The organism is Photobacterium sp. DA100, from assembly GCF_029223585.1.
Lineage (GTDB): Bacteria > Pseudomonadota > Gammaproteobacteria > Enterobacterales > Vibrionaceae > Photobacterium.
In genome coordinates this window covers 2,672,667-2,694,965 of record NZ_CP119423.1, presented here as the reverse complement: position 1 = coordinate 2,694,965, position 22,299 = coordinate 2,672,667, and the positions used below count along the sequence as shown (strand labels likewise).

Genomic DNA, 22,299 nt, shown 5'->3' with positions numbered 1-22,299 from the left:
TTTGGTTATGGCATATCCGGAGGCTGGCCGCTTGGGTCAGATCCGCTGCCACAGTTCGGTGTAACGGCCATTTTGGTCAAGCAGGGCCTGGTGTTTGCCCTGCTCGATGATCTCACCTTCGTCCATCAAACAGATATGATCCATCTGCTCCAGGCCAACCAGGCGGTGGGTAATGAACAGCACGGTCTTGTCCTTGGCGTGTTCGAGCAGCAACGTCATGATCTGCTGCTCGGTACGGCGGTCGAGCCCCTCGGTCGGCTCATCCATCAGCAGGATCGGTGCATCGTGCAGCAGGGCACGGGCGATACCGATACGGCGGCGTTCGCCGCCGGAGATCTGGCGACCGCCTTCACCCAGCCAGGTATCCAAACCTTTGCCTTCGAGCAGGGCACCGAGGCCTACTTTTTCAAGTACTTCGCAGAGCTCTTCGTCGCGGCCTTCGGGTTTGGCCAGCAGTAGGTTCTCACGCAGTGAGCCATTGAAGACATCGACACGTTGGCTTACAACCGTGATGGCCTGGCGCAGAGGCGCTTCTTGCCACTGGGGCAGCGGTACGCCATCCAAGGTTATTTGCCCTTGCTGCGGATCCCAGTTGCGTGTGAGCAGCTGCAACAGGGTTGATTTACCACAGCCGGTACGGCCGAGCAGTGCGACTTTCTCGCCAGCTCCGATTGCCAGTGAGATATTCTTCAGTACCGGCTCATCACTGCCGTAATAGGTATAGCTGATCGCCTGGATATCCACTGAGCCTGCAACCGGTGCGGTGTGGCCGTCGGGATCAAACGGAGTATCCGGCGTCGCCTCGATGATCTCATTGAGGCGGCGGGCAGAAGTCAGGGTCTGGCCCAGGTACTGGAAGGCACCGGCTACAGGCATCATCAACTCGAAGCTGGCCATTGTCGCAAAGGCCACCATCGCCACGAACGGATCGGGGGCCTGGCCTGCAATCCCGTCTGCCGCTATCCAGGTGATCAATACCAGGGTCCAGCCGGTTGCCGCCATCAAAATGGCATTGGCCAGGCCGGTCAAGTTAGCCATCTTCCGCTGGGCAGCCAGCAGGGCTTGCTGCTCATCAAGGGCCGCTTGGTAGTAGCGATCCTCGGCATTGAATAGCAATAGCTCGGCATTGCCCTGGATCCAGTCCAGCATCTTCACCCGGTAGTTGGCCTTGGCCATGGTCAGGGTTTCGCCGTTGGATTTGCCCAGGCGGTAGAAAACAACCGGCAGGGAAAGCATCAGGGCCAGCAAAATAGCGCCCAGTGTCAGGCCGATAGTGACATCGAACCAAGCGAGGAAGCCGGTAATCGCCAACAGGCCAATCACACCGATGATCAGCGGGCTGACCAAGCGCAGGTAAACATGGTCCATGGCATCGACGTCGGCAACCAGGCGGTTGAGCAAGTCGGCATCGCGCAGGTTGGCTTGACGACCCGGGATCAGCGGGGTCAGCTTGCGGAAGAAGAACAAACGCAGATCAGCCAACAGCTTGAAGGTGGCATTGTGGCTGACCACGCGCTCGCCCCAGCGACCCGCTGTACGGGCGATCGAGAAACCACGCACGCCGGCGCCCGGCAGCATGTAGTTGAAGGTCTCTCGGGCGATGGTAAGGCCCGTCACCGCGGAGGCGGCGATAAACCAGCCCGATAGGGTCAGCAGGCTCATGGCCGCAAGCAGTGTGCCTAGCCCGAGCAACATGCCAAGGGTCAGGCCGAACCAGTGCTTACGATATAGCTTGAGATAAGGGATTAAATCACGCATCGAGATCCCTCTTGTCGGTATGGGCCAGCATCTCAGCAAGCAGGCCTTGCTGGCGGATCTGTTCGAATGGACCATTCTGGACCAGTTTGCCGTTTTCCATCACTAGGACTCGGTCCATGGCAGCCAGTTGGTCCAGGCGGTGGCTCACCATTAGCGTCGTCTGGCCGTTGACTGCCGTTTTCAGGCTCTCCAGCACCAAGTGCTCCGAATTGGCATCTAGGCTGGCGGTAGGCTCATCAAGCAACCAGAAAGCCCCGCTTTGCAGCATGGCACGCGCTACCGCGATACGCTGGGCCTGGCCGACCGATAGTCCCCCGGAGCGGTCACCGACCTGATGCTGGTAACCTTGCTCCAGGCGCTGGATGAATTCATCGGCGTAGGCTTGTTGTGCGACCTGCTTGATGTGTTCCTCGGTGGCGAGTGGGTTGCCCAGGGTGATGTTGTCGCGGACAGTGCCGTGAAGCAATAGCGGGTTTTGGCCGACCCAGCTGATCGCCTGGCGCCACTGGCTGTGATCAAGCTCGCTAAGCTCGGTACCGTTGATTTTCAGGCTGCCACGGTAGGGCAGGAACCCCAGCAGCGCATTGAGCAGGCTGGTTTTGCCGGCCCCGCTCGGGCCGACCAGGGCGACTTGTTCGTGGGCATTGATGCTAAAGCTGAGCGGACCCGCCAGTACTTGGCCCTGTGGGCTCAGCACTTCTAGCTGCTCGGCACTGATGGAGATTGTTTCCGGAGAGTCGAGGTTGGTTTGGCCTTGGCTCATGCCATCAGCTTCGCTGTTGAGGAATTCGACAATGGACTCTGCCGCCCCGATGGCCTGGGCCTTGGCGTGGTAGAAGGTGCCCAGATCACGCAGCGGCTGGTAGAACTCCGGCGCCAGCACCAGAATGAACAGACCGGTAAACAGGCTAATTGGCACCCCGTAGTGGCCGAAATTGAGCTCGCCGATAAAGGAGAAGCCAAAGTATACCGCAACAATCGCTACCGAGATGGCGGAGAAAAACTCCAGCACCGCCGACGAGAGGAAGGCCATGCGCAACACTTCCATCGTCCGCTTGCGCAGCACGTGGGAGGCGGCGTGGAGGTTTTCCGCTTCTGCCTCGGCACGGTGGAACAGGCGCAGGGTCGACAGGCCTTGCAGGCGGTCGTAGAAGTGGCCAGAAAGGCGTTGCAGCGCCTTGAAGTTGCGGCGGTTAGCATCGGCCGCCCCCAATCCAACCAGTGCCATGAACATAGGCACCAGTGGTGCGGTGATCAGGAAGATCAGCCCCGCGGCCCAGTTGAGCGGGAACACGGCGAACAAAATCACCAGCGGAACCAATACCGCAATCGACATTTGCGGGATGTAGCGGGAGAAGAAGTCTTGCATTTCTTCTACTTGCTCCAGTACCAGGCTGGCCCATACACCGGCAGGCTTGCCTTTGATGTAGGCGGGACCTAACTGCTGCAGGCGCTGGAGGATCAGCTGGCGGATGTGGAGCCGGATTTGTTCGCCGCAGCGGTAGCCGAAAATTTCTCGCCCCCAGCTACAGCCAGCCCGCAGGCCGACAATGATAAATAGCCCGACAAAACTGGAAACCAGTTGGTATTTATCGGTGTGTTCAATGATGAGTTGGTGCAGGATATGGGCCAGCAAAGCGGCCTGGCCAACGAGTAGCAACCCCGACAAGAACCCAAGGCCGACACTGAGCATGAGCCAGCGTTTTGCCAGCTTACTCTGTGATTTCAACCACTTGGTTAAATCGCGTTGTAATTGTTTGTCCATATTAAATTCTTGAGCCGCTAAGGGGAGCCGGCTTAAAGGTGAAGGCTAAAAGGCCACCATGGAAGGTGGCCAAAACTATTATTTTTGCTCTTCTAGCGCGTCGAGGTAACGCTCTGCATCAAGGGCAGCCATGCAGCCGGTACCTGCTGAGGTGATGGCCTGGCGGTAGGTGTGATCCATCACATCACCGGCGGCAAAGATGCCTTCAACGCTGGTCTGGGTGGCGTTACCTTCGGTGCCTGACTGGACTTTGATGTAACCGTTGTTCATCTCCAGCTGGCCCTCAAAAATGCCAGTATTCGGCTGGTGGCCGATAGCGATGAACGCACCCATTACATCTAGCGTTTCGGTCGCATTAGATTGGGTATCCTTGATGCGAACGGCAGTAACGCCCATCTCATCGCCCAGCACTTCATCCAGTACGCGGTCGGTGTGAAGGGTGATGTTGCCGTTTTCAACTTTGTCCATCAGTCGCTTGATCAGGATTTTCTCTGAGCGGAAAGTATCACGGCGGTGGATCAGGTGAACTTCCGATGCGATGTTGGACAGGTACAGGGCTTCTTCGACGGCGGTGTTGCCGCCGCCGACTACGGCCACTTTCTGGTTGCGGTAGAAGAAGCCGTCACAGGTCGCGCAGGCAGAGACGCCGCGGCCTTTGAAATTCTCTTCTGACTCCAGGCCAAGGTATTTGGCTGAGGCACCGGTTGCGATAATCAATGCGTCACAGGTGTATTCACCGCTGTCACCTTTCAGGCGGAAAGGGCGCTGGCTGAAGTCAGTCTCGTTGATATGATCAAAAATGATCTCGGTGTCGAATCGCTCAGCGTGCTCTTTCATGCGATCCATCAGCCCAGGGCCCGTCAGGCCTTCGGCGTCACCTGGCCAGTTTTCAACTTCTGTGGTGGTGGTGAGCTGACCACCTTGCTGCATACCCGTGATCATGACCGGGTTGAGGTTGGCACGCGCAGCATACACTGCGGCAGTGTAGCCAGCAGGACCAGAACCAAGGATGAGCAGTTTACAATGTCTTACGTTACTCATTACTTCTCCAGGCTGAATGAGATTTTTTAATCTTGTGAAGGGTGATTGTAGGTAAATTGAAGCGCTATGGAAAGAGGGGATTGTAGCGCGGGCTTTTCCCCTGCAAGCGCATGCTGCCAAGAGGAATACCCGGCAGCAGGGATTATTTTTTTAGATGGATTTGCTATAAGAAATAGCTGATAGTTATATATAAATTACGTGCTAGTGCATGCTAATAGCGACAGTTGGATCAGTAAAGTGCAAATTGAAGCTTTCAGCAACCTCTTTGCAGGTGACCTTGCCGTAGATGATATTCATGCCGGCAAGGAATCCCGGATCGTCCAGCAGGGCCTTCTTGTATCCCAAATTGGCCAGCTTTATCACATACGGTAACGTCGCGTTGTTAAGCGCGAAGGCTGAGGTTCTTGCCACAGCTCCCGGCATATTGGCGACACAGTAATGGACTACATCATCGACGATATAGGTGGGGTCGGTGTGGGTTGTCGGGTGCGAGGTTTCAAAGCAGCCGCCCTGGTCGATTGCGACGTCAACCAAAGCCGAGCCTGGCTTCATCTGCTTGACGTGTTCGGCGGTAATGAGCTTGGGAGCGGCGGCTCCGGGGATCAGGACCGCGCCAATGATAATATCGGCTTCGGGCACCAATCGGTCAATGGCCTCGGAGGTCGAGTAGACAAGATTGACGGCGCCTTTGAACTCGCAGTCCAATGCCCTAAGCGTATCGACATTGCGATCGAGCAAGGTGACGTTGGCTCGCATGCCAACAGCCATACGTGCGGCATTGGAGCCGACAACGCCTCCTCCTAAAATGATCACATTGGCCGGCTCGACGCCGGGTACGCCGCTCAGTAGTAAGCCTTGTCCGCCGTTAGAATTCTCTAGCGTTTGCGCGCCTGCTTGGATAGACATTCTGCCAGCAACTTCAGACATCGGGGCGAGAAGCGGTAATTTGCCGGAGGAATCCGTGACGGTTTCGTAAGCAATACAGACAGCTTTGCTGTCTATTAGGTCTTTTGTTTGTGGAAAATCTGGTGCAAGATGAAGATATGTGAATAAAATTTGCCCTTCGGACAGCATGGCTCTTTCTACTGCTTGAGGCTCTTTTACTTTGACAATCATCTCTGATCTGGTAAAAACTTCTTTAGCGTTAGAAATAATTGTAGCGCCAGCGTTCTCGTAGTCTGAGTCTGACAGCCCGATCCCGACACCGGCTTGGCTTTCGACCAAGACTTGATGGCCGAGTGATGTGAGCTCACGGACACTGCTGGTAACCAAGCCAACACGGTATTCGTGATTTTTGATTTCTTTGGGGACACCAATAATCATGCTGCTCCTCCCTTGGCCTCTAGTATGTTTGGCTATTGACAAGGATGTAAATGCAGATCTAATGGCAGTATAGTTTGACTAATAGAGTATTTGATTCTAAAAAATAGAAAGATGTAGTATATTTTTTTGCAAGGAAGTAAGAAGGTGGAATAAAAAATGGTAGATACCAAGAAAAAACCATCCAAGGAATTGGATCGTATTGACCGTAACATATTGAATGAACTTCAAAAAGACGGTCGTATTTCAAATGTAGAGTTATCCAAGCGTGTCGGCTTGTCTCCTACGCCATGTCTTGAGCGTGTACGCCGCCTAGAGCGTCAGGGCTACATCAGTGGCTACACCGCGCTTCTCAATCCGCAGTATCTCGATGCCTCCCTGTTGGTGTTCGTAGAAATCACGCTAAACCGTGGTGCGCCGGATGTGTTCGAGCAATTCAACAAGTCAGTGCAGGAACTGGAAGATATCCAGGAGTGCCACTTGGTATCCGGTGACTTCGACTACTTGCTGAAAACCCGTGTATCTGACATGTCGGCATACCGTAAGTTGTTGGGTGAAACCCTGCTGCGTCTTCCTGGGGTGAACGATACCCGTACCTACGTGGTCATGGAAGAAGTGAAGCAGACCAACAATCTTGTGATCAAAACGCGTTAAGTTTCACATTTGAAATATGCCACAGCCCAATTAGCTTGGGTATATCAATCGAGCGGCTCTTGGCCGCTTGATTTGTTTTCGGGCCAAGCATTCCCGGATGCTCGCCCCTTAGTTCGTCACGTTGTTAGCACCGTCCCCCCCAAGTTGCTGGGATTTTCAGCACATGCTGGGAAAAAATCGCCATCCCTTTCGCGCTCGCCCTTTTCAAAATGGCAAAATTGGACGCTATTTAGTATAAGATAGGCAGTAGGGCCTATTGACCTTTTGTGGTTGAATTCAAAAGATCATCAGGCCTTATTTTTACTGGCGTCTGACACGCCACCAGCGATTGGCACAATAATATCAACGAGCAGGGATGTCCTTGTTCTGATAGTTAAAAAGATTCAATGTATCTGCCCTACGAATCTCCACCAAGACAGGTTGGGGTGGGCGTTACGCAATTTGTTACATCGGAGTGTTTTTTTGAGGAAAGTAAAGGGCAAGAAGCAGCCTAAAATGCGTCTTTCCGGGGGACAGCGCTTACTGGAGAGCTTTCTGATCATCGGCATCTTGTCGGCGATTTTCATCATGGTTGCGCTGTTGAGTTTCGATCCTGCTGACCCTTCTTGGTCCCAGACTGCTTGGGAAGGGCCGGTGCAGAACAAGGCCGGGTCCTTCGGTGCACTGGTTGCCGACACCTTGCTGTTTACGTTTGGTTCCCTGGCCTACCCGCTGCCTGCGGTCATTGTTCTTGCTGCCTGGGTCCTTTTCCGCAGACGCCGGCAGCCTCTCAGTGTGGATTACATGATTTACGGCACCCGTTTGCTCGGCCTGCTGATCATCTTCGTCGCCAGTTGCGGGCTGGCCGACCTCAACTTTGACGACATCTGGTATTTCTCCTCTGGTGGGGTGATTGGCGATGTGGTATCGAATATGGCCCTGCCTCTGTTTAATTTGCTGGGGGCCACTCTGATCCTGATGTTTGCCTGGGCGGTGGGCTTTACCCTCTTTACCGGGATCTCCTGGCTGACCATCGTCGATACCATTGGCGAAACGGTACTCGGCTCGATGGCATGGCTGCTGAACAAAGTGCGCGCCGATAAATCAGAGACGCTGACGCCGTTTGCGGCAGACATTCCCGGTGAGCATCAGACTGAATTCGGCCGCCAATTGGCCATGCAGCAAGCGGAATCCGAACCTGATGCAGATGATGTGCTACTGGCGTCGAGTAGTCGCGCAACGTCAGAATCTGCCGATGACCGCAGTCGTTTTGCCCGCCAGGAACCGAGTTTCAATCGGTCTGAGCCAGGTGATCCTTTGCTGGACGGGGCCGGATACGATGCTGATCCGCTGCTCGATACCCGCGAGCCGAAAATTGTCATGCCGGAACGTCACCGCCAGGCCCAGGCCGCAACGGCTGCCGCGGCGATAGCCTCTGCACCAGATGCCGGGGCAAGCCAGGAAGCCGAAGCCCCGGTGGCAGTAGAGCAACCGCTTAGCCAACCATCGGTGCTGGCAGAGCCGGCCTATGCCACTACCTCGGCGCCAGTCCAAGCCGTCGCTGAACCTTACTCAGAGCAGCCAGCGGCCGTGCCCGTTGAACCGGCTCACGATTTGGTCAGCGAAGAGATTGTTGAGGTCAACTCGACTCAGCAAGCGAAAGGCATGACAATTGCCGAGCTTGAAAAGCAGCTGGATATCGATGAAAACTTCACGGTATACGTTGACGAAGGCCAAGTTGTTCCTCACGGGCAGAATGGGGCCCCAGTCCTTCCTGCGGCTGAGCAGAGCAGTGGACCGGTTGCCACACCGGCGGCCCAGGCACTTGATAGCGTGATCGACAGTACCGTAGGTGAGGCTGCGCCATCAGCGGCTGCGTTGGCCATGGCGGCAGCACCCGTAGAGGATGTTCCGGCACAGGATGCTCCGGCCTTGTCGGCTGGGATGTCCTTCAGCGACGAGAGCTTCACCCCGGAGGCGATGCAAGCACATTCATCGCCGGTTCATTTTGAGCCTGTTACAACAGAGCCTCATGATGCAGAGGTTGGCTCTTTCGAGCCTGCTGTGCCAGAGGCAACGGCTATGGCTGAGAGCAACCGGGAAAGGCCAACGGAAACGATGTCACCAAACGGTGTCGAGTTGGATCATGATATTGAAATCGGTGTTCAGGATGGCATGTCCGAGCTGGAGCGGGCAGAGCGCGAAATTGCGCCTGCCGGTGGTGAGGACAGTAGCGAAGACGGCCTGAGTGACGAAGAGGCATTCCTCAAGAAAATCCGTGATGCCCAGAAAGCCCAAGCGCAAGCGGCCGGCCTGGACAATCCGTTCTTGATGAAGCGCGAAGCCGACTTGCCGAAGCCAACTTCGCCTATGCCGACGATTGATCTGCTGGCACCGCCAAAGCAGAACGTGCAGTCAACCACCGAGGAAGAGCTCAAGCAAACCGCGATGCTGGTGGAAGCCAAGCTGGCTGACTATAAGATCAAAGCGAAAGTGGTTGGGGTGTATCCGGGGCCGGTCATTACCCGTTATGAGCTTGATCTGGCACCAGGTGTGAAAGTCAGCCGCATCTCCGGCCTTGCTAAAGATTTGGCGCGTGCCTTGTCCGCATCTGCGGTACGTGTGGTTGAAGTTATTCCGGGTAAGCCGTATATCGGTCTCGAGCTGCCGAATGTGAACCGTGAAACGGTATATATGTCTGAGGTTGTCGCTAGCGATAACTTCCAGCATAAGAAGGGCGCTCTACCGATTGTATTGGGTTACGACATTGCCGGTGAAGCCGTGGTCGCCGACCTGAGCAAGATGCCCCACTTGCTGGTTGCCGGTACCACGGGTTCCGGTAAATCGGTGGGGGTCAACGTGATGATCTTGAGCTTGCTGTACAAGTGTAAGCCTGAAGATTGTCGCTTTATTATGATCGACCCGAAAATGCTGGAGCTGTCGATTTATGAAGGTATCCCGCATTTGTTGACCGAAGTGGTCACCGACATGAAAGACGCCAGCAATGCCTTGCGCTGGTGTGTCGGTGAGATGGAACGTCGCTATAAGCTAATGGCGGCTTGCGGGGTGCGTAATTTGGCAGGCTTTAACGCCAAGTTGGAAGAAGCCGCTGCCGCAGGCCACCCAATCCACGATCCTCTATGGAAGCCGGGCGACAGCATGGATGAGTACCCACCACTGTTGGAAAAAATGCCGAGCATTGTGGTGATTGTAGATGAATTTGCCGATCTGATGATGGTTGTCGGTAAGAAAGTTGAAGAGCTGATTGCTCGATTGGCACAGAAAGCGCGTGCAGCCGGGATCCACCTGGTGTTGGCAACCCAGCGTCCATCGGTAGATGTCATCACCGGCCTTATCAAGGCCAATATCCCGAGCCGGATGGCCTTTACTGTATCGACCAAAACGGACTCGCGCACCATCCTCGACCAAGGCGGTGCCGAATCCTTGCTCGGTATGGGTGACATGCTCTACTTGCCAGCGGGCAGTAACCACCCTGTGCGTGTTCATGGTGCGTTTGCCTCGGATGAAGATGTACACAACGTGGTGAACGACTGGAAAGCCCGTGGCAAGCCACAGTATATCGAGGGCATTCTCGAGGCAGACCAAGGAGCCGAAGGCCTGTTGCCGGGCGAGACCCCAACCGGCGGTGATGACGATTTGGATCAGCTGTTTGATGAAGTGGCGGCTTTTGTTGCCGAATCGCGTCGCGGCTCCGTGTCAGGTGTCCAGCGCCGCTTTAAGATCGGCTACAACCGAGCGGCCCGAATCGTCGAGCAACTCGAGGCGCACGGTATCGTGAGCCCGCCGGGCCACAACGGCAACCGTGAAGTACTGGCACCACCGCCGCCGCCACGTGATTAACCCACAACATAACCAGTAATTACCATGCCTGCTACGATCAAAGGGCAGGCATTAGAAAAGGTTTAACAGAATGATTAAAAAAGTGCTTTTGAGTATGTTGGTAGCCAGCCCGCTGTTGCTGGCAGGCCAGGCATTGGCAAATCCGCAGCAGGAATTGAGTACTCGCTTGGGCAAAGTCAATGCCTTCAGTGCCGACTTTACCCAAACGGTCGTGAGCCCCGAGGGCAGCCTGCTGGTGGAGGGTAGCGGTGATGTATCCATCAAGCGGCCGAACCTGTTTCGTTGGAATACCGAAACGCCGGATGAGAACATTCTGATCTCTGATGGCAAGACCCTATGGTATTACAGCCCGTTTATCGAGCAGGTTACCGCGATGTGGCTCAATGATGCCACCGATCAGACCCCGTTCGTATTGCTGACTCGCAACAGTGCGGCTGACTGGGCCAACTACAATGTGTCGCAAACCGCCGACACTTTCACCCTGACGCCGAAAAGTGGTGCGTCTTCGATGGGGCAGTTTGTCGTGACGGTTGCCAAGTCCGGTGAAGTGCGCAGTTTCTCGGTGGTTGAGCAAGACGGCCAGCGAAGCAATTTCAGACTGTCTAAATTTAAGAAGCACACGCCCGCAGCGAGCCTGTTCACCTTTACGCCACCAGAGGGCGTGGAGCTGGATGACCAGCGCAATTAAGCGACAGCCCGGCTTTCAAGGCCGCTAGCAAGCGACAGTGAACCAGATTGACTTAGGTGGTACGGCAGTACCACCTAATTTTGTTTTATGACCAACTCAAATCAGCAACGATTCGGGTTGGTCCAGAGGAGCGGTGATTTTGAGTAATTTCAGCCTGGACTTTTCGTCGGATTTCCGGCCGCTGGCAGCCAGAATGCGTCCACGTACCGTGCAGGAGTACATCGGCCAGAAACATATCCTGGCAGAAGGCAAACCGCTGAGGCGTGCGCTGGAAGCCGGACACCTGCATTCGATGATCCTGTGGGGGCCTCCTGGCACCGGAAAAACCACTTTGGCAGAGGTGGCGGCCCACTATGCCAATGCCGAAGTCGAACGCGTGTCGGCAGTCACCTCCGGGGTGAAAGATATCCGCGCGGCTATCGACAAGGCGCGCGATAACAAGATGGCCGGCCGCCGGACTATCCTGTTCGTCGATGAGGTCCACCGCTTTAACAAGAGCCAGCAGGATGCCTTCTTGCCCCATATCGAAGACGGTACGGTGACCTTCATCGGTGCCACAACAGAAAACCCGTCTTTCGAACTCAATAACGCATTGTTGTCCCGCGCCCGGGTCTACAAGCTCAAATCCCTCGATACCGATGAGATCCTCGAGGTGATTGAGCAGGCCCTTGGCGACAAAGAGCGCGGTGTTACGGAAACCAATCTGGTGTTTGTCGATGAGGTGAAAGAGCGCCTTGCCGAGTTGGTCGGCGGCGATGCCCGCATGTCGCTGAACTACCTCGAGCAGCTGATCGATATGGCAGACGAGGATCAGCAAGGCAACAAGCAGATCACCCTGGCCCTGTTGGCCGAAGTAGCCGGGGAGAAAATTGCCCGCTTCGATAACAAGGGGGATTTGTGGTACGACATGATTTCGGCCGTACACAAGTCGATTCGCGGCTCGAGCCCGGATGGCGGCCTGTACTGGTATGCCCGCATGCTGCAGGCCGGTTGTGATCCGCTCTATGTTGCCCGCCGACTGCTGGCCATCGCTTCGGAAGATATTGGCAATGCCGATCCGCGCGCGATGCAGGTTGCCGTGTCGGCTTGGGACTGCTTTACCCGGGTAGGCGCCTACGAAGGCGAGCGGGCTATCGCCCAGGCAATCGTGTATTTGGCCTGCGCGCCGAAAAGCAATGCCGTGTATACCGCATTTAAGCAGGCCAAGTTAGATGCCGCTAACTATCCTGATTATGAAGTGCCGCATCATTTGCGCAATGCGCCGACCAAGTTGATGAAGGAAATGGGCTACGGCCAGGAATACCGCTATGCCCATGACGAGCCGGGTGCCTATGCCGCCGGCGAGAGCTACTTCCCGCCTGAGTTAGCGGGCACTCGCTATTATCAGCCGACAAATCGGGGCTTAGAGACCAAAATTTCTGAAAAGTTAGATTATCTTGCTTCTTTAGATGCAAAAAGCGCGTCAAAGCGCTATCAATAATAGGGCTTTTTGGGTATTGTTGAGGGATCAGCGTTAGGTTGCCTAACGCCTTCTGAATTATAAATTATTTAGCCACCGTTTTGGCTAAATAATGTGCACTTTAGAACAATATGAGCACAGGATTAGCATGCTAGATTCTAAATTACTTCGAACTGAGCTGGACGCAACAGCCGAAAAATTAGCGCGCCGTGGTTACACTCTTGATGTAGAGCTACTACGTTCCCTAGAAGAAAAACGTAAGTCACTTCAGGTCAAAACTGAAGAGCTTCAGGCACTGCGTAACTCCCGATCGAAGTCCATTGGCCAAGCGAAAGCGAAGGGCGATCACGAAGAAGCTGAGCGCATCCTTGCTGAAGTTGGCAACCTAGGCTCTGAGCTGGACGAGGCGAAGAAAGCGCTGGCTGCACTGCAGGTTGAGCTGGATGCCATCGTACAGACTATCCCTAACCTACCGGACGACTCTGTACCTGCCGGTAAAGACGAGAACGACAATGTTGAAATTTCTCGCTGGGGCCAGCCACAGTCTTACGACTTTGACGTGAAAGATCACGTTGACCTAGGTGAAATGGGCGATGGCCTTGATTTCGCAAGCGCGGTTAAGCTGTCTGGCGCACGTTTCATCGTGATGAAAGGCCAGTTCGCCCGCCTGCACCGTGCAATCGCCCAGTTCATGCTGGATCTGCACACGGACGAGCACGGCTACACAGAGATGTACGTTCCTTACCTGGTGAACTCTGACAGCTTGTTCGGTACTGGCCAGCTGCCTAAGTTTGGTGCTGATCTGTTCCACACTCAGCCACTGACTGAGAAAGTGAACGACGAAGAGCCTCGCACTCTGTCTCTGATCCCGACAGCAGAAGTACCTGTTACCAATATGCTGCGCGACACGATTTCTGAAGAAGCGGACCTGCCAGTTAAGATGACTGCACACACGCCTTGCTTCCGTTCAGAAGCGGGTTCTTACGGCCGTGACACCCGTGGTCTTATCCGTATGCACCAGTTCGACAAGGTTGAGCTAGTACAGATCACTCGCCCTGAAGATTCAATGGACGCCCTGGAAGAGCTAACAGGCCACGCTGAGAAAGTACTTCAGTTGCTTGAGCTGCCTTACCGTAAGGTGATCCTATGTACTGGTGACATGGGCTTCGGTGCCGTGAAGACTTACGACCTAGAAGTATGGGTTCCTGCACAGGAAACTTACCGTGAGATCTCTTCTTGTTCTAACTGTGGTGACTTCCAGGCTCGCCGTATGCAAGCGCGTTTCCGTCGTAAAGGCGAGAAGAAGCCTGAGCTAGTTCACACCCTCAACGGTTCTGGTCTAGCGGTTGGCCGTACTATGGTCGCTATCCTAGAGAACAACCAGGAAGCTGACGGTCGTATCCGTATTCCTGAAGTACTTCGCAAGTACATGAACAACGCGACCCACATCGGTTAATCCGTTACGCGTAAGTTCGAACAGAACACCCCCAAACCCAGCCGATTGGCTGGGTTTTTTTTGGGGCTTGATAAACAGGGAAAAGAAACAACCATCTGGCAGGGTGACTACTGTTTGGTTTTTTATGCGATAAAAGTGATTATTTTATCGTTTTACTATTGTGTCCTTAATTGTATTCGATATAATCGCACCATTGAGAATTTATTCACTTTTATTGAAAGTGTAATCATTCAGGAAGCAGTAGAATGACAGATACCCTTTTAGCGCAAAACCATCACAAGACCAGCCGGAATGTGCTGATGTTCGCCATCCCATCATTACTTGGCTTGTTCTTTTTCTTGGCACCACTGACCGTCAACGGTGACTTTACCTTCCCGCTAGCCCTGATGGCTAAAGGCTTCAAGGCCGTGTTGGGGGACGCTATCTTGCCGTTGGTGACGGCGGTGATCTGTTTGTCTGCTGTGATTTCACTACTGGCAAGTGTGGCAAAGCCTAGTTTTGTAACCCAGTCTTCTTTGCTGACTCGCCTTTTTGTATTGAGCCCAACCTGGTTAGTTATTCGTAGCCTGGGGGCGGTATTTACTCTAGCGGCGCTTCATCAGCTAGGTCCAGAAATGTTCTGGAATGAAAATACCGGTGGCCTGGTGCTGCATGATCTGCTGCCTTCACTATTCGTGACTTTCATCTTTGCCGGCTTGCTTCTGCCTTTGCTGCTTAACTTCGGCCTGCTTGAACTGCTGGGCACCTTGCTGAGCAAGTTCATGCGTCCGGTGTTCAGGCTACCGGGACGGGCGGCGATTGACTGTATTTCATCTTGGTTGGGTGATGGTACGGTTGGGGTTATTCTGACCAGCAAGCAGTACGAGCAGAAGAAATATACGGCTCGTGAGGCTGCTGTGGTGGCGACCATGTTCTCGCCGGTGGGGATTTCGTTTTCGCTGGTGGTACTGACCCAGGTTGGCCTGCAGAACTACTTTGTCCCTTTCTATGCTGCTATTTGCTTGTCGGGCGTGGTTGCAGCCATGGTGATCCAGTTCCTGCCGCCTCTGTCTTACAAGAAAGATCTCTATATTGATGGTACCAAGCCGAACCGTGATGACGAACTGGTACCGCAAGGCCAGTCAGCGATGAGTTTTGGCATGGACTTGGCCCTACAGCGTGCCGATAAAGTGAAAAGCCTTGGCTCGGTAGCCAAGGAAGGTATCCACAACGCACTGGATATGGTGATTGGCGTGCTGCCAGTCGTCATGGCAATCGGTACGCTTGGTCTGGTTGTGGCGGAAACGACGCCGCTGTTCTCGCTGCTGGGTGCACCGTTTGTGCCGCTGCTTGAGTTACTGAACGTCGCAGAGGCACAAGCCGCCGCGCAGACAATGCTGGTGGGTTTCACGGACATGTATGTGCCGTCAATCATTGCCGCTTCGAGTATCAATGCCGAGCTGACCAAGTTTGTTGTTGCGGCACTGTCGGTCACCCAGCTGATTTTCATGTCGGAAACCGGCTCGGTGATCCTAAGCAGCAAAGTGCCAATTAACTTCCTTGAGTTGGTGGCTATCTTTGTTCTGCGTACGCTGGTGACGTTGCCGATCATCGTCGCGATTGCCCACTTAATCTTCTGATCTCAGTTCTGCTTCCATTCTTCTATTGCCCGGTCTTAGTGCCGGGCAATGATCTGCACCACTTTCTTATCCTCCCTCGTTGCCAGCTCCGGCAATTTAATCGACAGCTGTGCACCGATATGGCCAAGTACCAGATCAAACAGGTGAAATAGGGTATCCGACGCCTCTAACGAGAACTGGTAGAGTTGGTGCTTGACCAACTCCTTGTCATGACCATTCATATTGATGCTGTCGTAGTGGCTGAACAACTTCTCGATGATCAGTGGTGGTACTGCGGGATCACCGGGCAAATGCAGCTGCGCCATTCTACGTTTGAGGATCTGGGCGTGAAGTCCAAGCTCTCTTGCCATGACATCGGTGCCCATCTCATAGTTTTCAATGGCATAACGGAAGCGACTCAGGCTGTCGATAGCATTGAGCATCACTGGCCATGTACCTTGATAATGTTTGAATAGTTCGTCTTTCTCGCACGTGATAAGGCATTGGGTCAGGGTATCATCAATCAGGTACAGCACATGGCGGATGGCTTTACCGTGGGTGGACTGGTTGCGCTGCGTAGAATACTTGGGCCATTCATCGAGCATGGTGCTCAGCTGTTTGCTGAGGATCCGGTACATCGGCTTGTTGGGCTTTTCTGCTTGGCTGATCAGGCTGTGGAGTAGGGTCTTGATTGCGATCGCTTCGCTCAGGCTCTCTGCCGAGGTGTGCTTCAAGGCCTGGTGCGAGCGGCGACGATGGAAACGCAGCAGGTGGATCAGCTGACGCAGGCCGATAATTTGATTGAAGCGGCTTTGCAGCAGGTCGCGCTGTTGGTGGGTACGGACCATGACGGCACTGAGCAAAATGCCAGTAAGACAGAGGATAAGAAAAAAATAAAGCATATTGCCTCCCGAAACATAGATGCCAGTTTATGGTTAGCTATGTAGCAAGCATTATTCCATCCTGGATCAAGAGGCAGAAAAATTAAATATATAAATTTCAAACGCTTATTTTTGAACGGTTGAGAAGCCCGGAGGAGTGGGCGATATCGGTGCAACCATGGTGGATTGTGGTGCAAAAAAAGCTCCCGGATGGGAGCTTTTGGTATGGAGTGCCTTAATCGCGAATTGGGTGTAGGTGAACCTCTTCTTCTTTTTCGCCCGCATGCGGGTCGTTGAAGCGGTTGATATCCATCTCACCTTCTGATTTGGCAACGATACAGGTGACGCAGCTATCACCTGTGATGTTGACTGCGGTACGGATCATATCCAGCAGACGGTCAACACCCATGATAATTGCGATACCTTCAACCGGAAGGCCAACTTGGTTCAATACCATTGCCAGCATGATAAGACCGACACCCGGCACACCAGCAGTACCGATCGAAGCCAGAGTTGCTGTTGCAATGACCATTAAGTAATCACCCATGGTCAGGTCGATGTTAAATGCTTGGGCAATGAATGCCGTCGCCACACCCTGCATGATCGCCGTACCATCCATGTTGATGGTTGCGCCAAGTGGTACCGTGAATGATGCGATACGGTTTTTCACGCCAAGACGCTTGGTCGCCGTTTCCATAGTTACAGGAATTGTTGCGTTTGAAGACGCGGTGGAGAAGGCGAACATGATCGCATCTTCCATCTTCTTCAGGAACACTTTCGGGCTCAAACCGGTGAAGATTTTGAACAGTGAACCGTACACCACGATACCGTGCAGCAGCAGAGTACAAGTCAGTACCAGGAAGTAACCTAATAGATTGAAAATCGCATCAAGACCTAGACCGGTGAACAGTTTTGCCATCAGGAAGAAAACACCGAATGGGGCAATGTTCATCAGCAGGGCAACTAGCTTCATGATCACTTCATTGAGATCAGCGAAGATACCTGCAATACGCTCCCCCGGCTTGCCTGCAGCGCTGATTGCGATACCGAACAGGATAGCGAACACGATGATCTGCAGCGTGTTACCGTTAGCCATCGAGCTGATTGGGTTGGTCGGGAACATGTCGATAATGACCTGACCCAGTGACGGCGCTTCTCTAGAGGCAAATGTCGTTGCAGCAGAAAGGTCTGCACCGGCACCTGGCTTGAACAGGTTACCCATAACGAGGGCCAGTGAAATAGCAATCGCGGTGGTGCTCAGGTAGAACGCCAGAGTTTTCCCGCCCAGGCGGCCCAGCGTGCTGATGTCTTTAAGTGTACTGGTACCGCACACCAGAGAGACAAACACCAGTGGCACAACGAGCATCTTCAAACTTGCAATGAAGATTGCACCACCGACCTCGAACAGGCCATTCACAATATATTCGTGGACAAAAGATGATTCAGAAAAAAGTGAACGAATAATGAATCCTGTCAAGATGCCCAGAACCATACCCAGAATTACTCGGCCGGTCAGGGACATTTTTTTCTTTTGTGCTTGCATGAATAAAACACTCCTTATAATTATTCACTCTGTAAATCTTTCACCAGAGCGCGGAGCAGGTTAACAGCACTTCGCGTGTTAATGCGAAGTAAAATGCTGAGCAATAATCAAAGATATGTTTCAGATCACACTTTTTGTGGCAGTACGATATTCTGAAAACATATTTATTAACTGAATTTTAACGCACTCGGCGGTTTTTGGGCGTTTTTTGTGCTGATAAATCGTTTTGAGCGAAATTTTGCTAAGGTTTTGCCGAGTTTGCACCTGATTTTCGGGGGTGGGAAAAGCCCCTTTTAACATTCGCTTTTGCAGGATTTTATGGTGCTTGATGCCCGCAAAGTATCAGGTGTGACGGCAAGGTTAAATTATCTGCCTGGCCGGTAAATTCTAAGTGATTAATCCTGCTTTCCTGGGTTTATTCTGGGTCCTTATTTTCCATTGGTATGGTGTTTTGCACTTTTGTTGCGGGTGCCGCGTTGTCGCGAAATCAGGCGGCCATAACAAACCAGCACCACCTGACGGCAGGTATGCTGGTTGCTATGTTTAACTGCCTGATTTTAAAGCTTATGCAGTGGCGCTGGTTGTATCCTCCAACAACATCTCAATCCGAGAGACATAGTCGTGGTATTCCGCGGTATTGTCTTTGGCGTAATGGAAGTTACGGAAGTATCGCGTCATGGCCGTAAAGTACTTACGGGCTTCGGCTTTATCTGAGAAGTCGTACTCGGTGCGGATCACATCAACCACCTTGCCGAAGACAAACTGCTGTCGCTCGAAACTACACGACGCGTCGACTTCGTCGAAGGCATCCTGCTGCAGGTACACCATGTCGAGGAACAGCGCTTTCTGATAGACCACGTAGTCCTCCAGCGAGATCCCTTCCTCACCGGTTACCTGCATCATCTGGCCGATGCTGTCGCCGGTCGATAGCAGGGCCTTCATCTCTTTGACCGTAGGTACCCATTCTGGGCCGAGGTTTTCGGCATACCAGCCTTCAAGTTGATCGAGGTAGCGGGACCAGGAGATCAGCGGGTCAATGGCCGGGTAGAAGCGCTTGTAGGCGCGGTCATATGACAGGCCCAGGAAGGTCTTGACCGTCCCCAGGGTTGACTGGGTGACGGGTTCTTCGAAGTTACCGCCGGCGGGAGACACCGAGCCAATCATGGTGAGCGAGCCGTCCGTGCCGTTTTCGTTATCCACCACACCGCAGCGCTCATAAACGCCCTTGATGGCCGAGTCCATGTAGGCCGGGAAGCCCTCTTCGCCAGGGATCTCCTCCAGGCGGTTGGACGTTTCACGCATCGCCTGTGCCCAGCGCGAGGTCGAGTCGGCCAGCAACAGTACGTTGTAGCCCATCTGGCGGTAGTACTCGCCCAGTGTCAGGCCGGTATAGATTGAGGCCTCACGAGCCGCAACCGGCATGGATGAGGTATTGCAGATGATAACGGTACGGTCGATAAGGGTACCACCATGCTTAGGATCCGGCAGGTGAGGAAACTCTTCGATGGTTTCGACCACTTCACCGGCACGCTCGCCACAGGCCACCACGATAACAATGTCAGCGTCACAATAGCGGGAGATCCCGTGCTGTAGTACAGTTTTGCCCGAGCCGAATGGGCCCGGTACACACCCTGTTCCGCCACGGGCAATCGGGAAGAAGGTATCAATGGTACGGGTTGTGGTCACCAAGGGCTCATTAGGGAATTTGCGCTGGGTCTTGCCACCGTTTTTGGTCAGGGTATTGGCGATAGATTGGCGCACTGGCCACTTCTGAACCATGGTCAGGTTATGCTCCTTGCCGCGGTTGTCGGTGATGTGAGCAATAACGGTATCAACCGTAAAGCTGCCTTCCTGGATCCAGGTTACTTCGACTTCGCCCTTAATATAGAAAGGCACCATAATCTGATGGGTAAAGCGGCCCTCCTGCACCGTCCCCAGCGATTGACCAGCACGCAGTTTGTCCCCTTTTTTGGCTACTGCCGTAAAGGCCCAGGTCTCGGCTTTATCGAGCGCGTCTACCTGCACACCACGTTTGAGGAACTTGCCATGAATTTGCGCCAGGCGCTCAAGCGGATTTTGCAGGCCATCATAGATTTGGGCCAAGATCCCAGGCCCCAAGTCGACGCTCAGCATTTCCCCGGTTTGGATTATGCTGTCACCGACAGCAACGCCGCGGGTATCTTCGTAGACCTGGATATCGGCAGAATCACCGCGTACACGCAGCACTTCGGCCATCAGCATTTCGTCAAGGCCGTCGGTTTGCTTGCGGCTCGGCAGCACATACACGACTTCGTTTTTGACCAGTTGGCCTTTCTCGCCCGGGTTCAGGCGGATGGTCAGGGTATCGCCAATGACTGCCGTAACGTGGGCAGTCGGCGTTTTATTGATTAATTCCGTGCTCATTGAACAACCTGTTTGTCTAAATTAATGCGGTAGATCACTGGCAAAGTCACCCAGTGCGTTCTCTACGAGTTGGTCGAATCGCTCGATAGCTATTTCGCTGTCGTAAGTGGTCCAGCGGAAAACCAAATTCCAGCGCAATAGGTAAATCACCACGGCTTCGAAGCTAAAGCGCTCTTTGGTGCTGATACGGTCTAGCTGCTCCCAGACGGCCTCGAGCAAGGCTTTTTCAACGTCCAGGCTCTGGTCGTGCTCCATGTACCGAGCGACATCCGGCAGCCAAGGGAAAGTAAAGTGCAGATTGAAATAAGGCACATTCCAGTTGCGGCGGATAAATTCGTAGCGGGTACCAAAGCTCCATCGCGGCTCGGCCGGGGCTTTTTCTCCGGCTTTTTTACGCCGCAGGGCGGCCACCACAGAGCGCATGTCCAAGCGCCAGTCAATCAGATCCTGCAGCACTTTGCTTTTTACCTGGCTGCGTGCCCGGGTGGCAAACTTGATCAGCTCGGCGTCATCGGCATCGTCTTTGGTGCGATCCCAATGCATGATTTGCTCAATCATATTGAGGCGCCTGCGCTCATCGAACGACAGGGCACTTAATCGACGCTCCAGTTGGTAACGGGAAATCGGCGTGATTTTGCTATCAAACAGAGAGTCGATATGCGGCAGCGACGTCAACAGGCCATGATATGCTTTATCAGACATATACGTTCCTTGTTAAAGGAGAGGCAGGGCAAGCCTGCCTCTTGTACTTATTTGACGATACCTTCCAACAGCGCGCGGAAACGAGGCTGGAGGTGGTTAAGCATCATTTGGGTGACGGTTTCATCCGACAGTGCCACTTCGATATCTTTATCTTTCAGGCGGAACACAACGGCGTTTTTGTTATCCTCGCTGACGTTGAAGGTCACGCCTTCGCGCAGCATCTCGGCCGCCTGGGCAACTGCGAAGTGGATCAGGGTGCCTTCCTTGAGTTCTTCGGGGTTGGCGCTCAAATCGTTCACGCCGACTACGCGGGTCGGCAAGATCACTTCAACCGGCTCATCGGTTTTGATCGCGCTGCGGCCGGCCACTTCGAGGATCATCTGCTGCAACAGCTTTTCATCCGTCATCTGGGTACCGACTGTTGCCTTGATCTGCTTGGCAAACTCATCTTGCAAGAAAGCCTTGAGCTCCAAAATCGCGTTGCGGTTGGCCATTTCGAACGCCTGCTTGCCGGCGGTTGAAATAAAGTCGGCTTCCTTGCGGGCATTGCCAAGGATCAGGCCTGCTTTATCACGGGCTTCGGCAACGATGGTCGATGCCTCTTCACGCGCTTCGGCAATGATTTGGTCGGCAGCTTGCTTACCGGCCTCGACACCTTCCTGGCGAAGTGTGTCGACCAGCTGCTTGATCCCGGCGGAAACCGGTGTGGTGTTTTGATTGTCTACTGGCATGTTCTGTTCCTTATGCGCCGATGTTGGCACCCATGACTAGCGCAAAAACGAAAGCAAAAACCGAGAAGCCTTCAACAATTGCCGCTGGGGCAATCGATAGGCCGAATACTTCGGGCTTGTTCTTAGAAGCATTGATAGCAGCCGAGACTGCCTGCCCCTGGTAGATAGCAGAGAACAGCAGGGCCAGACCTGTCATCAAGCCAACACCGAACAGACCGCCAGCGGTTTCGGCGTCGACACCAATACCTGCTAGGGTGAACATAATCACGATACCGTAGATAACCTGAGAGGAAGGCATGGCAGACAGACCGATGTACTTACCGTAACCAGATTCAACATCCAGCATGGCACCACAAGCAGCCTGGCCGGCTACCGAACAGCCGATAGCTGAACCAATAGCACCCAGTGCAACAGGAGCGAACGCGCCCAACCAGCCAAGTGCAATAACAAATTGTTCCAT

Annotated in this window: 16 protein-coding genes; 6 read left to right on the top strand and 10 right to left on the bottom strand. The window is 53.7% G+C overall.

What is annotated here, in order from left to right; all coding sequences use genetic code 11:
* Positions 1–36 precede the first annotated feature (36 nt).
* The 4 genes from cydC to ald all read right to left on the bottom strand — a co-directional run bounded on the left by cydC (position 37) and on the right by ald (position 5,887).
* Positions 37–1,758: a cysteine/glutathione ABC transporter ATP-binding protein/permease CydC gene (cydC, locus tag PTW35_RS12325; RefSeq protein WP_281025238.1), complete on the bottom strand. Its 1,722-nt coding sequence runs from the start codon at positions 1,756–1,758 to the stop codon at positions 37–39.
* Complete coding sequence (gene cydD, locus PTW35_RS12320; RefSeq protein WP_281025237.1) at positions 1,751–3,523, bottom strand: cysteine/glutathione ABC transporter permease/ATP-binding protein CydD; 1,773 nt, start codon at positions 3,521–3,523, stop codon at positions 1,751–1,753. Before cydD ends, cydC begins: the two co-directional genes overlap by 8 nt.
* 78 nt (positions 3,524–3,601) lie before the next feature.
* Entirely contained in the window at positions 3,602–4,564 is a 963-nt protein-coding gene (trxB, locus tag PTW35_RS12315) for a thioredoxin-disulfide reductase (RefSeq protein WP_281025236.1), read from the bottom strand.
* Positions 4,565–4,765: 201 nt separating this feature from the next.
* Entirely contained in the window at positions 4,766–5,887 is a 1,122-nt protein-coding gene (ald, locus tag PTW35_RS12310; protein WP_281025235.1) for an alanine dehydrogenase, read from the bottom strand.
* Positions 5,888–6,043: 156 nt separating this feature from the next.
* Between ald and lrp the strand changes: the two genes are divergently transcribed.
* From lrp to PTW35_RS12280, 6 genes are all read left to right on the top strand, one after another.
* Positions 6,044–6,538 (top strand): leucine-responsive transcriptional regulator Lrp, encoded by a 495-nt coding sequence (gene lrp, locus PTW35_RS12305; protein ID WP_036832575.1) that lies wholly within the window; start codon positions 6,044–6,046, stop codon positions 6,536–6,538.
* Between the two features lie 462 nt (positions 6,539–7,000).
* On the top strand, positions 7,001–10,378 hold the full coding sequence (locus tag PTW35_RS12300; RefSeq protein ID WP_281025234.1) for a DNA translocase FtsK 4TM domain-containing protein: 3,378 nt from the start codon (positions 7,001–7,003) through the stop codon (positions 10,376–10,378).
* Between the two features lie 70 nt (positions 10,379–10,448).
* Entirely contained in the window at positions 10,449–11,066 is a 618-nt protein-coding gene (gene lolA / locus PTW35_RS12295; RefSeq protein WP_107291739.1) for an outer membrane lipoprotein chaperone LolA, read from the top strand.
* A 139-nt stretch (positions 11,067–11,205) separates the two neighbouring features.
* Complete coding sequence (locus PTW35_RS12290) at positions 11,206–12,546, top strand: replication-associated recombination protein A (protein ID WP_044623824.1); 1,341 nt, start codon at positions 11,206–11,208, stop codon at positions 12,544–12,546.
* A 127-nt stretch (positions 12,547–12,673) separates the two neighbouring features.
* Positions 12,674–13,981: a serine--tRNA ligase gene (gene serS, locus PTW35_RS12285; protein WP_281025233.1), complete on the top strand. Its 1,308-nt coding sequence runs from the start codon at positions 12,674–12,676 to the stop codon at positions 13,979–13,981.
* A gap of 245 nt (positions 13,982–14,226) precedes the next feature.
* On the top strand, positions 14,227–15,600 hold the full coding sequence (locus tag PTW35_RS12280; protein WP_281025232.1) for a YjiH family protein: 1,374 nt from the start codon (positions 14,227–14,229) through the stop codon (positions 15,598–15,600).
* A 35-nt stretch (positions 15,601–15,635) separates the two neighbouring features.
* Here the strand turns inward: PTW35_RS12280 and PTW35_RS12275 are convergent, their stop codons facing one another.
* From PTW35_RS12275 to PTW35_RS12250, 6 genes are all read right to left on the bottom strand, one after another.
* A complete protein-coding gene (locus tag PTW35_RS12275; RefSeq protein WP_281025231.1) occupies positions 15,636–16,481 on the bottom strand; it encodes a hypothetical protein in 846 nt (281 codons plus the stop codon).
* Between the two features lie 214 nt (positions 16,482–16,695).
* Positions 16,696–18,003 (bottom strand): dicarboxylate/amino acid:cation symporter, encoded by a 1,308-nt coding sequence (locus PTW35_RS12270; protein WP_281025230.1) that lies wholly within the window; start codon positions 18,001–18,003, stop codon positions 16,696–16,698.
* Between the two features lie 564 nt (positions 18,004–18,567).
* Positions 18,568–20,406: a V-type ATP synthase subunit A gene (locus PTW35_RS12265; RefSeq protein ID WP_281025229.1), complete on the bottom strand. Its 1,839-nt coding sequence runs from the start codon at positions 20,404–20,406 to the stop codon at positions 18,568–18,570.
* 21 nt (positions 20,407–20,427) lie between these two features.
* Complete coding sequence (locus PTW35_RS12260) at positions 20,428–21,108, bottom strand: DUF2764 family protein (protein ID WP_281025228.1); 681 nt, start codon at positions 21,106–21,108, stop codon at positions 20,428–20,430.
* A 47-nt stretch (positions 21,109–21,155) separates the two neighbouring features.
* On the bottom strand, positions 21,156–21,839 hold the full coding sequence (locus PTW35_RS12255; protein WP_281025227.1) for a hypothetical protein: 684 nt from the start codon (positions 21,837–21,839) through the stop codon (positions 21,156–21,158).
* A 10-nt stretch (positions 21,840–21,849) separates the two neighbouring features.
* Positions 21,850–22,299 carry an ATP synthase subunit C gene (locus PTW35_RS12250; protein ID WP_107301534.1) on the bottom strand — a complete coding sequence of 150 codons (450 nt, stop codon included), beginning with the start codon at positions 22,297–22,299 and terminating at the stop codon, positions 21,850–21,852.